12 protein-coding genes are annotated in these 14,310 nt (G+C 42.3%); 5 read left to right on the top strand and 7 right to left on the bottom strand.

Features of this window, described 5'->3' with window-relative positions; all coding sequences use genetic code 11:
- Window positions 1–92: 92 nt before the first annotated feature.
- The gene (locus tag CSV73_RS11020; RefSeq protein ID WP_099627596.1) at window positions 93–1,046 is read right to left on the bottom strand and encodes a substrate-binding domain-containing protein; all 954 of its coding nucleotides are present in this window, start codon (window positions 1,044–1,046) and stop codon (window positions 93–95) included.
- A gap of 157 nt (window positions 1,047–1,203) precedes the next feature.
- Here CSV73_RS11020 and modA point away from each other — a divergent pair, with 157 nt between their 5' ends.
- The 5 genes from modA (at window position 1,204) to CSV73_RS11045 (ending at window position 4,965) form a co-directional block, all read left to right on the top strand.
- A complete protein-coding gene (gene modA, locus CSV73_RS11025; RefSeq protein WP_099627597.1) occupies window positions 1,204–2,001 on the top strand; it encodes a molybdate ABC transporter substrate-binding protein in 798 nt (265 codons plus the stop codon).
- Window positions 2,002–2,028: 27 nt separating this feature from the next.
- Window positions 2,029–2,703: a molybdate ABC transporter permease subunit gene (gene modB, locus CSV73_RS11030; protein ID WP_369802587.1), complete on the top strand. Its 675-nt coding sequence runs from the start codon at window positions 2,029–2,031 to the stop codon at window positions 2,701–2,703.
- Window positions 2,704–2,721: 18 nt separating this feature from the next.
- A complete protein-coding gene (locus CSV73_RS11035) occupies window positions 2,722–3,390 on the top strand; it encodes an ATP-binding cassette domain-containing protein (protein WP_099627598.1) in 669 nt (222 codons plus the stop codon).
- Between the two features lie 124 nt (window positions 3,391–3,514).
- Complete coding sequence (gene fni, locus CSV73_RS11040) at window positions 3,515–4,546, top strand: type 2 isopentenyl-diphosphate Delta-isomerase (protein WP_099627599.1); 1,032 nt, start codon at window positions 3,515–3,517, stop codon at window positions 4,544–4,546.
- Between the two features lie 44 nt (window positions 4,547–4,590).
- A complete protein-coding gene (locus tag CSV73_RS11045; protein WP_099627600.1) occupies window positions 4,591–4,965 on the top strand; it encodes an rRNA methyltransferase in 375 nt (124 codons plus the stop codon).
- 1,103 nt (window positions 4,966–6,068) lie between these two features.
- Here the strand turns inward: CSV73_RS11045 and CSV73_RS11050 are convergent.
- The 6 genes from CSV73_RS11050 to CSV73_RS11075 all read right to left on the bottom strand — a co-directional run bounded on the left by CSV73_RS11050 (window position 6,069) and on the right by CSV73_RS11075 (window position 14,292).
- Window positions 6,069–8,060, bottom strand: a complete 1,992-nt coding sequence (locus CSV73_RS11050) for a helix-turn-helix domain-containing protein (protein WP_099627601.1) — start codon at window positions 8,058–8,060, stop codon at window positions 6,069–6,071.
- A 171-nt stretch (window positions 8,061–8,231) separates the two neighbouring features.
- Window positions 8,232–9,218: an electron transfer flavoprotein subunit alpha/FixB family protein gene (locus CSV73_RS11055; RefSeq protein WP_099627602.1), complete on the bottom strand. Its 987-nt coding sequence runs from the start codon at window positions 9,216–9,218 to the stop codon at window positions 8,232–8,234.
- Between the two features lie 29 nt (window positions 9,219–9,247).
- Window positions 9,248–10,021, bottom strand: coding sequence for an electron transfer flavoprotein subunit beta/FixA family protein (locus CSV73_RS11060; protein ID WP_085130703.1), 774 nt, complete (start codon window positions 10,019–10,021; stop codon window positions 9,248–9,250).
- A gap of 34 nt (window positions 10,022–10,055) precedes the next feature.
- Window positions 10,056–11,498 (bottom strand): MFS transporter, encoded by a 1,443-nt coding sequence (locus CSV73_RS11065; RefSeq protein ID WP_085130701.1) that lies wholly within the window; start codon window positions 11,496–11,498, stop codon window positions 10,056–10,058.
- 154 nt (window positions 11,499–11,652) lie between these two features.
- Window positions 11,653–13,140: an aldehyde dehydrogenase family protein gene (locus CSV73_RS11070; protein ID WP_099627603.1), complete on the bottom strand. Its 1,488-nt coding sequence runs from the start codon at window positions 13,138–13,140 to the stop codon at window positions 11,653–11,655.
- Window positions 13,141–13,158: 18 nt separating this feature from the next.
- Window positions 13,159–14,292, bottom strand: a complete 1,134-nt coding sequence (locus CSV73_RS11075) for an acyl-CoA dehydrogenase family protein (protein ID WP_099627604.1) — start codon at window positions 14,290–14,292, stop codon at window positions 13,159–13,161.
- Window positions 14,293–14,310 lie beyond the last annotated feature (18 nt).

Consider the following 14,310-nt stretch of genomic DNA (forward strand, 5'->3'; position numbering starts at 1 on the left):
TAGAGCGTTTGGCGATGACCATAGAGCGGATACGCATGAACTATGAGCGCTTATACGAATTAATGAGCGAAACGCGCACTGTCCCACTGTCTCTATACGGTTTCATACAAAATAGTTCCTGTTCTCGTTAAGTCGTAGCCACCCATCACAGCTAGTTTTTCTTTGAATGAGGTTGAGTTCAGTGTCTTGACTATGAGCTCGCGCAGTTTTTCGTTTTCAGCCGTTTTAATCAGTACTAAATCATACTGCTCCTGTATCAATGGAATAAAGTCTACATCTAGTAATCGAGCCGTTTTTTCGATTCCGACGCCTACATCTGCATGACCCGAAGCGATTCGTGTCGCTACAGCCATGTGATTCAGCTCCTCGTCGTCATAGCCGTTAATAAAAGGGCCCGTAATTCCTGCGAGAAGTAGTTGCTCATCCAGCAAAACTCGAGCTCCTGAGCCTTTCTCACGGTTCACAAGGCAGATTCCCGGTTGCGCGAGATCCGACCAGTTCTGTAGTTGCTTCGGATTATCCTTTTGCACATATAAGCCTGCTTTTCTGCCAAGCAAATGGATGACCATATAAGAGTGTCCAGTAAGCAGCCGTTTAATATACGGTAGATTGTATTCACCAGTTTCTCCATCAAATAAATGCGTACTGACGATGTCGGCTTGGCCTTGATACATCTTGATCAAGCTGTTTAAACTACCAGAGAATGATCGCAATGGCTGATAAAGTCCGGATTCTTCTATGTGACTGGCCATAATGTCCAGGCTTAAATCCTGTCCGCTGATGATGATTTGTTTGTCCGTTGTAGATGCTGACGCAGTGACTTGTTGGATCGGCGAATTCGAAGGCACTGGAGCAGATTCACCACCGCTTTTCAGTCGTTCTTTATACGCTGTTAAATCCACAGCATCGACACGCATTTGACGTCCCACGCGATAGGCACGGATTTCTCCCTTTTTAATGATGTCGTACACCGTTAATTTCGATACTTTCAATAATTGAGCGATTTCATCGGTCGTATAGGAAATATCATGTTCTAGATTTGTCATGTCTCAACCCTCCAAGAATAGTACATCTATCTTCCGACAAATCATCAATAATTGCAAAATTGACAAGTGTCATAAAGCATAATATGATGATTCCATATATAACTAGATATATTTAGTTATATCTAGTTATAAGTAATTGAGAAGTAGGGGATACATAATGAAACGATTGTCACTTTCTGCTTTTTTCGTTCTGTTAGCTGTTTTTCTAGTCGGATGTTCAGATATGAATGAAACTGGAAACACAGAAGCATTAGATCAGGAAACACCGAAAGTGGAACTGATCATTTCTGCGGCTGCAAGTTTGACGGATGCATTGGAAGAGTTAAAACGATCTTTTGAAGAAGCCCATGAAGGGATCTCTGTAATATACAACTTCGGAAGCTCAGGAAAATTGGCAACGTCTATTGAAAATGGCGCCCCGTCTGACGTATTCTTGTCTGCCAGTTCAAAAGATATGAACGACATGGAAGATAAAGAGTTACTTGTCAATGAATCAAGAAAAAATTTCGCGGAAAACGCACTTGTTTTGATTGCACATAATGATTCCGATAGTGCGATTTCTTCATTCGAAGACTTGGATCCAGCAATTATCGATCATTTGGCAGTAGGTGAGCCTGAATCAGTTCCGGTTGGTCGTTATACGAAAGAAACATTCGAAAGCTTGGATCTCTGGGAACCTTTGCAAGATAAGTTAGTTCTAGGGTCAGACGTACGGCAAGTACTGACACACGTAGAAATGGGTAACGTAGAGTATGGCATCGTATATTCCAGTGATGCATTCATTTCGGATGATGTAAAAACATTGGCAGAAGCTGAAGCCGACTGGCACGAGCCGATTGTATACCCGGGCGCTGTCGTGGCTGAATCCAAACATCAAGAAGCCGCACAGCAATTTCTTGATTATTTGACTGGTGATGAAGGAAAAAAAACGTTGCAGAAGTTCGGATTTAAGTAAAGGAAAGAGGGAGAAGGCGTGCTGGATATGGATTATTCCCCTTTAGTATTATCTTTGAAAGTAGCTGCTATCTCCACTATCTTTGTGTTTGCAGTAGGTGTGTTCATTGCGTATTTGCTTGCGAAACGTGATTTTTTCGGAAAAAGCCTATTGGAAGCATTATTTTTATTGCCTCTCGTGTTACCACCGACAGTCGTTGGCTTCGGTTTACTCATTTTATTTGGCAAACAGGGCTGGATCGGCAGTTGGTTGCTTGAATGGTTCGATTTTCAAATTGTCTTTACGTGGATTGGTGCTGTGATCGCGTCTATTGTCGTATCATTTCCACTGATGTATCAAAGTGCAGCAGCCGCTTTTGAAAGTCTCGATGAACGATTATCGAATGCAGCGCGTACGATGGGCGCTTCGGAATGGCGTGTATTCTGGTCCGTTGTATTCCCACTCGCTTGGCCAGGGTTACTCGCCGGATTGGTGTTGTCTTTCGCAAGAGGCCTTGGTGAATTCGGTGCTACGTTAATGCTTGCGGGATACATACCGGGTAGAACTGACACGATTCCGATGGCGATTTATTTCGCGGTAGAATCAGGACAAATGGAAAAAGCTACGTTTTGGGTCATCATGATCAGTACATTCGGCTTCAGTTTGATTTTATGGGTGAATTGGTGGAGCAAGCGCAATATTAGACGGTTTACGAAATCTTGAATCGAAAGGGGATTGGACATGCTACATGTAGACATTCATCAACAACTCGCACATTTTGAGATGAACATTCATTTTGAAATGTGCAACGAAATCATGGTGTTAGTCGGTCCATCCGGCTCAGGTAAAACAACGATTTTAAACTATATTGCAGGGCTCACACACCCGGATCACGGATTGATTGTTTCGAATGAACGCATTTTTTTCAAAACTGGTGAAAAGCCGTTGCCCGCTCGCGATCGGCAAATCGGTTATTTATTCCAAGACTATGCGTTGTTTCCACATATGACGGTGGAGAAAAATATTTGGTTCGGCGTGAAAAAGAATGAGCGAAAAAATCGGAATGAAATGATTCTCCAGTTGCTACAAGTACTGGGGATTAAGCATTTATTGCAGAAGTATCCCCATCAGATTTCAGGCGGGGAAAAACAACGTGTAGCGTTGGCTCGTGCACTTGCCACACAACCTTCTGTGTTATTACTGGATGAACCGTTGTCAGCTCTCGATAAAGAAACGCGGAAACAGTGTCAAACTGAGCTTTTACGTTTACATGACATGTGGAAAATCCCGTTCATTATTGTGACGCATGATCTCGATGAAGCAGAACATCTCGGCGATCGCATTATGTACCTTGAACGAGGACAAATAATGGATGAGAAATGGAAAAGATATGTAGTGTCAACATATTAAAGAACACAAAGCTCCGATTTCCTATCAGAGCTTTTATTTTTTGTGTAATCGAAATAGAACCGCTATAATTCATAGTAGCCGGCAAAGACAGAAATGGATGTATAAGTAGATAGGAGCTAAAATCATGGGCAAGCAATTGAATGACCGGAAAGCACAGCATATTCAAATCGTGTTGGATGAACATGTCACTGGAAATGCGATCACGACAGGTTTGGAGCAGTATGAATTTCTACATAATGCCTTACCTGAATTATCATTTGACGATATCAATACAGAGCAACACTTTCTAAATAAATCATGTAAAACACCTTTTTTAGTAAGTTCGATGACTGGTGGTGCGGACTTTGCAGAAACGATTAACCGAAATCTCGCACTTGCTGCAGAACAAAGAGGCTGGGCACTGGCGTTAGGTTCGACGCGTGCTTTAATAGAGAGTAAGGCATTCCGTCCTTCATTTGCTTTACGAAAATACGCTCCAACAGCCCCCATTATCGCGAATTTAGGTGCAGTGCAGTTAAATTATGGATTTTCCGCTGATGAATGTCGGCAAATTATCGAGTATACCGATGCAGATGCGTTAGTTCTGCACATAAATGTTTTACAGGAAGTTATTCAGCCAGAAGGTAATACGAATTTCAGTAATTTATTATGTAAAATTGAGAAATTATGCAGTGAATTATCGGTTCCCGTCGGCATTAAAGAAGTCGGATGGGGAATAGATGGTCAAACGGCTAAAAAACTTCTAGATATCGGTGTGTCATTCATTGACGTAGCCGGGGCAGGTGGGACATCTTGGAGTCAAGTAGAGAAATACCGTACAACTGCAATCAAACAGCAAGCGGCCGCAGCGTTTAGCGAATGGGGAATTCGAACGACAGATTCACTACGACTAGTCGAACCTTATATGAATGATAAATTACTGATCGCAAGCGGTGGACTTCATACAGGTGTCGATGCTGCAAAATGTATTGCGTTAGGTGCAGATTTTGTCGGTTTTGGTCGCGCAATTTTAGAAGAAGCTACTCAATCAGCTGAGAGTGTTTTCCAGACAATGGAAGTCCGCGAACTAGAATTACGTATGGCCATGTTTGCAACAGGTTCTGCAAATATCCAGGCGTTACGACAAACAGATCGATTACAAAAGATAAACTCGTGAATATACTATTTGCGAGTTTTTGTTAAATTTAGGAGGAATAGATAATGTGGAAATTAGTGGGTGGAAGAATGATTCAAACTACAGATGAAACACGGATTAAATTCCGTACGAATATCAGTCAGGAAATTTTAGAGCAATTAAAAGGTTTATCTGAAGAACTTGATACATATAGCAATTATTTATTAGAAAATGGTTTACGGAACGTATTAGCTGCAGGAGTTATTGAGTACGATAAGAATTTACGACCAATAGATCGAATCCAATATAAAACCACATATGATCAAGAGTTATTAGAATCCGTTAAAAAGTTCGCAAAAGATCACAAGCTATTTATTAATGATGTCATTGAGTACAGTGTAGGATATATCGATTTTGATGACATTAAGACGAAAGATTATAAGCATCGCGTAGAAAGCTAGGGCGAGAAGGATACTTAGGAGAATAGAATATGTATAGATCGTAGAACGCCCCGAACATAATATAAATTATAGGAAGTTACGTATCACTAATAAGTATACTTGTGATAGTGAGATATTAGCGCTTTTTTCGCTGAATTATGCGCTCGGCTAATTATAATTGCTCAACAAGTTAACTTCAAGCTTTACGACATTTATGCACTGTTTATGTGTTTGTCGTTTATTTTCTTCGGCAAACAATATTTATTGTTTTTTCATTCTACATTTTAGATGCTGTTTTACTGTCGTGATGATCCATCTTACTAGCTTAACCCGACCAGACAATTTTAACGTACTGCTTAATCCGTCAACCTATCACTTTTATAAGCTTTTGATATGAAAAATCATTGACAAATACTTTTCATTTTGGTTATCCTATCATCAAACATCTGATGGCCCTCTTCTCTTCCGAATAATCTGCTTAATCTTTTTTTATGTATTCGAAGATGGTGTACTTGATTACTTTACGTGTTGTAGTCAATGTTTGTTAGATGATATGGTGCGAGGAATATTGTATAGACAAGGATTATTTGGAACCGTGTTCAACAAGATCATATATCCATATAAACTTACCGATATTCATAAACCTTGCCTAGTATACCATTTTTTTGACGCTCGTATGTTCGTGCTTCTTTTTTGTTGATATAATTACTGAAGTTTTATCTTTACATAACGTTTTTTGCATTTCTCGCCTTTTCTCCTTGTGCATTGCTTACTTTAGATGCCGACATTTAAGTACAATCTTTTACCTATCAACTAAGCTCCATGCATGATATTACCATTGCACTCCCCGATCTCCCTTCCTTGATTGCTGCACGTGCGATATGTTTGGTGTGTTAGTTTACATGATGCGAATAATAGTATATGAAGAAGGATTATTTGGAACCAGGTTTCATAAGAATTTACTGTTCTCTACTTATTGCTTTTGTCGATAAAAGAAAGCAAAGCTCGACAAAAAATGAGCTTTGCTTAGTATACCACTATTATAGCGTCGGTATGTTCGGTTTTTGAAAATTATTTTAAATTCGATCATTGTTTCCAGACGGTACACCGTACATTTTATTGGTTTAATTTAACCAATCTTTCATCTTTTTATAGACCGTTTGTGAAGGTAACGCTCCACCTCGTTCGATATTGCTTATATAGGACGTCGAAATATTCAATTCTTCGGCTACTTGTTTTAGTGTCAAACCACGGTTGATGCGACATTCTTTAAAATCGCTACCAATATTCTTACAGACTTCTTCTTTTGTTTGTACTAAGGAAAAAGTGGTTGGTGCTTTGATTGATTTTTTTCTCTCGATCGGTTGATAATAGCTAACAATCTCGTCAGGCGGCGCGATGATGATCGTCGCATCCAACCAGAGTCGTAACCAGCCTTTCTTTGACATGCAATCTTCATTCCATTGATTGTATTGCCAAAATGTTATCACGCCTTCTTCCTCTAATAGGTCGAGGGCTTTCTCCAGTCGGTCCCGAATACGTGAAGGTGCTTGTGAGTCTATTTGCATACCGATTTTTTCAAGCAATGTACTGATTTTATGCGGCTGCAAATAGCTTGCTTTTCGTGCTTGAGTACGCCAGCGCCAGCTTATATAACGGATAAGTTTTTTCTCCCATTTCCGTTGATACGGATTGAATTCAATCGCTTGATTCGGTAATAACTTTACTTGTCTGACAGTGCCTTGCAAGAAAGGATCAAATACTTCCCCCATCGTTACATATAGACGTTCGGGTAATGACTCTTCGTTTAATTCGCACAAACTGCCGTCTTCATTCGTAAAAATGAACGCACGCCCTTGCAGCTTCTTATTGACGGGTTTCCCTTGCTCATATACTAAGACTGTTTCGAATTCCATCCATAGTGATTGTATTGTCGAAAGCGCTTTCATCACGTGGATGCGTTGTTCTTTTTCATAGCCGCCGCGTCTACCTGTTCCTCCGAGTTTTGTTTTTAGTCCACGAATTGTCAGTAGATCATCGAAGCGAATTTCTACGCGGTCACCTACTTGCGCCACATACATATGGCATAGAGAATCTAATACGTCCACATCGATTTCTGATAATGATTGGGCATCCTTTTGCAGTTGAATCATACGACTTGCTGTGCGTTCTTCTTTATGCGGAAGTAACTGCAAAGTACCTGCCAATGTGGCAGTATCAATCGTCGCTTTTGGCCATTGATCTGACTGGAAAGTGAATTTTTGATTGGAAATAGCTTCAGTGATGAATTGATAGATGGCATTGCTCATGACAACCAGATTATTCGTTTTTGCTGTTGATTCGATTGGCTGATGTACGGAAATCTGCTCGCTGACTCCCAGCAATTCATTAATCTGCTCCATTGAATTTTTTTCAGATTCAAATACCGCAAGTATTTCGGAAACCATTTTTTCGATGTAAACGTTGACGTCAGCAGTGAATGTATTCAGAAAGCTATCGTTGGAAACGAAACTTATCCTCATTTCTTCTAGAAATAATTCATTCAACACTTCTCGATCAAGAGCGTTTAGAGTATGATAGCCATGCTTTTTGAGCATTTCATTGACAGTATGATTCATTAAATACGTCCTGTACCATGTGCTGAATATATTCCAAGAATCCTCGTCATTTAAATGGGTGTGATCGCGTACTAATTTATCATACTTATCATATAATTTATTTATAATTTCCCATTTGAGTGTTGGCTTATTCACAAGCAACGGTGCAAGATGGCTTTCATAGGTACTGAAAAATTTAGCGATCATGAACTCTGTTGCTTTCGCGTGTACTTCGCGTCTCGCGTCAACACGAATCTTGAAAAACAACTCAATATTGTCTTCGTAGTCTTGCTGACGGACAATAAATGTTTCGTTTTTCACCCTCGGAAAAATACGGTTGGTATCCACTTTTTTCCGCACGTTTTCAGACGGGAAATTAAGTAAGTAATTATAGTCAAAAAAGTTGGGCTGACGATCATGTATAATAATCACTTGAAATGGGTCGATTTTATTTGCGATGGTTTGATGATGTGTCAGTTCACAGTTCGTGTTATTTAACAGTAAATCGTAATTAATCACATATAGTCCCTCCGATAAACCGTAAGTTCAGAATAGTATAACATGGATTTCCAAGTTTCACTATGTACTTTTACTTTAGTCGAAGGGACATGCAGTAAAGACTAGAACGCAAAAACAGCTTGGAAAGTCCGGTAATCGAACTTTCCAAGCTGTTTTATGAATGCTCAAGAGTTAGGATACTAACGCGCCTTGCAATTTGAGTTCTTCAATGAATAACGGAAGAACTTCGAACAGGTCACCGACGATGCCGTAATCTGCCATCTTGAAAATATTTGCTTCTTCGTCACTGTTGATCGCGACAATCACTTTGGAGTTCGACATGCCTGCCATATGCTGAATCGCTCCGGAAATACCTACTGCGATATAGAGATCGGGCGTAACCACTTTTCCGGTTTGACCGATTTGTAGCGAGTAATCGCAGTAATTCGCGTCACAGGCGCCTCGAGAAGCCCCTACAGCGCCGCCTAGCAAGTTCGCTAGCTCATACAATGCATTAAACCCTTCGGCGCTCTTGACGCCGCGTCCGCCGGCAATAACGATTTTCGCTTCCGATAAATCTACGCCTTCTGTTTTCTTGCGGATCACTTCTTGAACGATCGTACGCAAGTCCTTGACATCCACTTCTTTTGCTATGATTTCGCCTGTACGGCTCGCGTCGTGCTCCAAAGCAGAAATATTATTCGGGCGGATCGTCGCAAATAGCAATCCATCATCTTTCATCACTTTCTTTTCAAACGCTTTACCGGAGTAGATAGGTCTAGTGAAAATGACTTGATCATCTTCTTTTTCAATTGCCACCGCATCCGAGATCAGTCCAAGTTCTAGACGGCTTGCGATTTTTGGTGTTACATCTTTACCGACTGACGTGTGGCCCATGATAATGCCGGATGGATTTTCCTCCTGCATCACTTCCATGATGACTTGTCCATAGCCTTCTGATGTATAGTTGCTCAAGTTGGCATGTGAGACGGTAATAACACGGTTTGCACCATAGTGGATCATTTCTTCAGCCGGTTGCTGCAAGTCTCCATCACCTAGTACCAATGCCAGAATTTCTGCGTCGGCATTTACTTGTTTTGCCGCTGCGATTGTCTCATAACTTACTTTACGAAGAACCCCTTGCTGCAATTCCCCGATTACTAGTATCTTTTCACTCATAGTAAAACTCCTTTCATTTCGTAGATTGTTTAGATTACTTTCGCTTCATTGGACAATAAGCTGACCAGTTCTTTAACTTGCTCTCCTGTTTCTCCTGCTAAAATACGTCCAGCTTGCTTTTTAGGGGGTAAGAAAATAGAAATCGTTGCCGTCTTCGCTTCCACGTCGTCTTCATCGAGATCCAAATCATCGAGTTCAAGTTGTTCAAGCGGCTTTTTCTTCGCCTTCATGATACCTGGAAGTGACGTGTATCTCGGCTCATTCAGTCCTTGCTGGCACGTTACGAGCACAGGCAAAGATACTTCTATTTTCTCAAGATCTCCTTCTACGTCTTTTTCAATTTTCGCCACTTCGCCTTCAATATCTAGCTTGACGATCGTCGTAATGAACGGCATATTTAGACGCTCTGCTAGACGAGGGCCTACTTGTCCGCTTGCCTCATCGATTGCCACATTGCCTGCGAGGATCAAATCCACTTCTTTATCTTCAAAGAATTTTTCCAAGATTTTCGCCGTTGTGAATTGATCACCTTCATCCAGATCGTCACTCGTATCGATGAGTACCGCGTCATCCGCACCCATCGCAAGTGCCGTACGCAATTGCTTCTCTGAGTCTTCATCACCAATCGTCACAACCGTTACCGTTCCGCCGTGCTTGTCGCGTTGCTGAATCGCTTCTTCGACCGCATATTCGTCGTACGGATTAATAATGAACTCCGCACCACTTTCGTCAATACGACCGCCTGACACGGAAATCGATTCCTCCGTGTCGAATGTTTTTTTCAGTAAGACATAAATATTCATATAAAAGACTCCTCTCTATACTTTGTCGCACAATTTATTTGATTTCTTCAGTTTGTAACACTTTCGGCACTACATTGGTATCGACCAAGTCGGCTTCACTCGTGTGAATTCCAGGAATCGTTCGAGGAATCAACGGTAGGAATAACAATGCAATGACGATGAAGCCCATAATCACCCAAGATGTATTCACGACTGCCCCAACATTATTACCGCTTGCAGAGAAGATAGAGAAAGCAACAAGTGCTAATGATGCGCCCATTCTCTGTGCCAAGTTTTCAATTACCGTATTCGTAAATGTCACGACATTCATTCGTTCAGTTGAAGCTTTAGACACGACAAGCCCTTTGACTACAGGTGTTTGGAAACCAACACCGAGACCGACCAGACTCATAGCAATGAACAAATACACAAACGATGTTGTAAGTGTAACGAAATTCAACATGATGATTCCGGAAGCAAAGATGAGAATTCCCGATCCCATAATCAATCGCGCTGACAGTTTCTTCATAATTCTTCCGCTTAAATAAGCTGCGACCGATGTTCCTAGGAATACAGCCATCTGCAGGAAGCCTACTGTTGTAGCGGCTTTTCCTTGTACGTTCTGTACAAAGAATGTTAATAAGTACATCACACCCGAGTAACCAAGGAAGATGAATACCGCAATCGTCGTAGGTACCCAGAAGTTCCGATTCGCCACGTACTCCAAATCGAGCAACGGAGCTTTTTGTTTTTTCTCTACAAAGATCAAGATGATCAACGCCGTAATGAATACTAGCAATGATGGAATCCACATGCCGGATTCGATTCCGAAGCTGTTGATGAATGTTGGTATCGTCAACAAACCGAGCAATAGAGCGATGACGAAAATCAAACCAAGAACATCCAACTTCTTACGTGCTTGTACTTTGACGTGTGGAACAAAAGCAAAGAGTGCAATGCCTAAACCACCAAGAATAGCAGTGAAGATAAAGCTTGCTTGCCAGTTCGCCGTATCGACGATCATACCGCTGATGACCGGACCGAATACCGCACCGATTGTGATGAACGCAGCAAACGTTCCAATCGCTTTCGCACGTTGCGTACCGACCATGAATTTACCGGCGTAGGCAATTCCTGACGGTGCAATCGCCGCACCCGAGATTCCTTTAAAGAATAAACCGAGAACGAGCACCCAGAAAGAAAACGAGAAAGCTACAAGCAATGATCCGACGACCATAAAAATACCGCCAATTAAGATGACGATCTTCAATCCGAACGAATCACCAATCCATCCAAGTAGTGGCTGGAATCCCGTCAACCCAACAGCCAGACCCAGTTGCATCCAAACCGCATATCCCGGCGTCAGATTAAATTCCGCAAGCATATGCGGGTATGCAGGAAGATGGGTTGCTAAACTTAACATAATAAAGAATGCTCCAAAACTGATGAATAAAAAACCTCTATTAATCGATTTATCTTTTAGTGCCGCTTCATTCATTTAGTGGCCTCCCTTTATCGATAGTGTAATAGCTTCTACAAACTTTATTCATTATGTCAAATCTAGAAGTGGTCTAAAGTGAAGATCTGCAGAAGGAGGTTCCGGTATGCTTGAACCGAAGCCCTCCCGCCACAGATCAGACGTTACTGGCTGTTTACCGGATATTGATGACACAAGCTTTTTCCAATGTATAATCCAGAACCGAATCCGTACCGTAACCGCTCTCTTTGATGCCGCTAAACGGAAGATCTGCACCTACTCTAGCGTACGTATTGACCCAGACATTACCTGCTTGAAGCTTATCAATCATACGGTGTGCAACACTGAGATTTTGCGTCCATACGCCTGCTGCCAGACCGAAGTTGGTATCATTCGCAATTTGAATGGCTTCTTCTTCGGTATCGAATGGAATAGCGACCGCCACAGGACCGAAAATTTCTTCACGAGCCAGTTTTGAACTGTTATCAGCTACTTTAACGAGCGTAGGTTGCACCCAATATCCGTTCGCAAATTCTGGTCGCCCCGGTAGAACCGCGTCTCCGCCATATTTTCCTCCGAATACCACTTCGTACTCCTCTTTTGATGCCTCATCGATAAACCCGCATACCGACTGATATTGCGCTTCGTTTGCGATAGGCCCCATAGTGTTGTTCGTATCCAGCGTATCACCGTGTTTGACGAATTCATCATTCGTCATCAACTCTTTTAAACGTCCAATCACTTCGTCGTAAATGGAGCGCTGGATCAGCATGCGTGAACCTGCCACACAAATCTGACCGGAGTTCGGTGTGAAAATGCCGTTGATCAATCCGTGTACCGCTTGATCGATGTCCGCATCTTCAAAGACGATATTCGGAGATTTTCCGCCAAGTTCAAAGATCAATGACTTTGGTGAATGCGCAGTCGCTTTTGTAATACGCTCCGCTGTTGCTTTGGATCCTGTCAAACTCACTTTATTCACTTCTTTGTGAGAGACGAGGTAATCCCCGATTTCACGACCCGCACCCGAAATGACATTCAATACGCCAGGTGGTAAGATTTGTGAAATCAACTCGCCATATCGCAATGATCCGACCGCTGCACTCTCAGATGGTTTAATGATGACAGTATTCCCTGCCGCTAGCGCATAGGCAGCCTTAATCGTAAAGGTGAATAAAGGAGCGTTCCAAGGTAAGATTCCGACTACTACTCCGTATGGCTTACGTGAAGTGAAACCAAAATCTCCTGTGCCCATCTGTACCGTACGACCTTGTGCACCTACAAGAGATGCCGCTCCCGCTGCGTCGTACCAGACCTGCTTTAACACTTCCGCCAAATACTGATACTCATCTAGTACCCAGCCGTTATTACGCGTTTCAAGCTCAAGCAACTCCGCAGCATACTCGGGAATCATGTCCCCGATCTTACGCATATAGTCGCCGCGTGTACGGGCAGGCAGATTCGCCCAGTCATCGAATGCTGCACGTGCTGCCTGGATGATCAGTTCTGCGTCTTCTTTTTTACTGGAAGGAATAGTTGCCCATACTTCCGCTGTAGATGGATCGATACTGTTTGATACAGCCCCGTCTTGTGCCTGTACCGACTTGCCGTTCATAATATTGCCGTAAGTCGTCAATTTGGATTTCTCGGATACGTTCGTCATATGTTTTCCTCCTTCAAATTACCAGCCTAGAGAAGCGACTACTTTTTCTTGATAGAAAGGGGTGGAACCTAAATACTGATCATAATAGCGAGCGCGCTTTACAAATAAATGGCAATCGATTTCTTCGGTAAATCCGATTCCACCGTGGATTTGAATATTATGTGCCGAAACTTCGATGAATTTCTCCGTCGCATATGTACGGGCGCTGTAAATGGCCGCTTCTCGATCGAATTCGTCCGTATCCACTACCCAGTTGGCATAATGGCTCAGTGAGCGCGCAATTTCCAAATTCACTTTCATGTTGACGATACTATGTTTAATCGCCTGGAAACGTCCGATCGCTTGGCCGAACTGCTCCCGAATCTTCGCATATTCCGTCGCCATGTTGACGACACTTTCCATTGCGCCGACGATGTATGAACTCAGTGCGGCATTGAAGTACAACAGACCTTCTTGAAGTTGCGTCCATCCCTTGTCTACTTCACCTATAATTTGATCTTCTTTGATGACAAGCTGATTGAATTCGATTTTCGCTACATGTGTTGATTCGTCAAAAGAAGATTGTTTCTCGATGTTCAATCCTTCTGTTTTGTCGATCAGCACAAGCGATAGTCCGTCTTCTTGATCTTCTTGGTTTGTGCGTACCAATACGAGGAATGCATCCGCAAGTTCTGCTTCCGGTACAAGCGTCTTCGTACCGTTTAGTACGTACTGTCCATCCTGCTGCACCAATGTACATTGGATACCTGCTGGGGAGAAGTCATTGAACGGCTCAAGTGCAGCAAATGAAATCCATGTTTCTCCCGAAGCGATGGCGGACAGATACTGTTGTTTCTGTTGCTCTGTTCCATATTTCTTCAGGATCGGTACTACCAACGCGGATGTTTCCATGAACAAGCCAGGTACTAATGAACGTCCCATTTCTTCGAACGTCGGAACGAGATCGAGTGCATCCAGATCCATACCATCGTATTCTTCAGGAATGTTGATGCCGCTGCATCCAAGTTCAGCTAATGTCGTGTACACTTTCTTCAAGTTTTCCGGATTATTGTCAATCATTTCTCGAGCTAGCTGTGTACCGCCGAATTTATCCAACATTTTACGGATATGTCCACGGAACATTTCTTGCTCTTCTGTTAGTGAAAAGTCCATATTTCATCCCTCCAAATC

This window comes from Sporosarcina sp. P1 (genome assembly GCF_002743155.1).
Classification (GTDB): domain Bacteria; phylum Bacillota; class Bacilli; order Bacillales_A; family Planococcaceae; genus Sporosarcina; species Sporosarcina ureae_B.

Bases quoted from the DNA above. Each gene is read 5' to 3' on its own strand.
- CSV73_RS11020 (WP_099627596.1), bottom strand. From the start codon at position 1,046: ATGACAAATCTAGAACATGATATTTCCTATACGACCGATGAAATCGCT.
- modA (WP_099627597.1), top strand. From the start codon at position 1,204: ATGAAACGATTGTCACTTTCTGCTTTTTTCGTTCTGTTAGCTGTTTTT.
- modB (WP_369802587.1), top strand. From the start codon at position 2,029: ATGGATTATTCCCCTTTAGTATTATCTTTGAAAGTAGCTGCTATCTCC.
- CSV73_RS11035 (WP_099627598.1), top strand. From the start codon at position 2,722: ATGCTACATGTAGACATTCATCAACAACTCGCACATTTTGAGATGAAC.
- fni (WP_099627599.1), top strand. From the start codon at position 3,515: ATGGGCAAGCAATTGAATGACCGGAAAGCACAGCATATTCAAATCGTG.
- CSV73_RS11045 (WP_099627600.1), top strand. From the start codon at position 4,591: ATGTGGAAATTAGTGGGTGGAAGAATGATTCAAACTACAGATGAAACA.
- CSV73_RS11055 (WP_099627602.1), bottom strand. From the start codon at position 9,218: ATGAGTGAAAAGATACTAGTAATCGGGGAATTGCAGCAAGGGGTTCTT.
- CSV73_RS11060 (WP_085130703.1), bottom strand. From the start codon at position 10,021: ATGAATATTTATGTCTTACTGAAAAAAACATTCGACACGGAGGAATCG.
- CSV73_RS11065 (WP_085130701.1), bottom strand. From the start codon at position 11,498: ATGAATGAAGCGGCACTAAAAGATAAATCGATTAATAGAGGTTTTTTA.
- CSV73_RS11070 (WP_099627603.1), bottom strand. From the start codon at position 13,140: ATGACGAACGTATCCGAGAAATCCAAATTGACGACTTACGGCAATATT.
- CSV73_RS11075 (WP_099627604.1), bottom strand. From the start codon at position 14,292: ATGGACTTTTCACTAACAGAAGAGCAAGAAATGTTCCGTGGACATATC.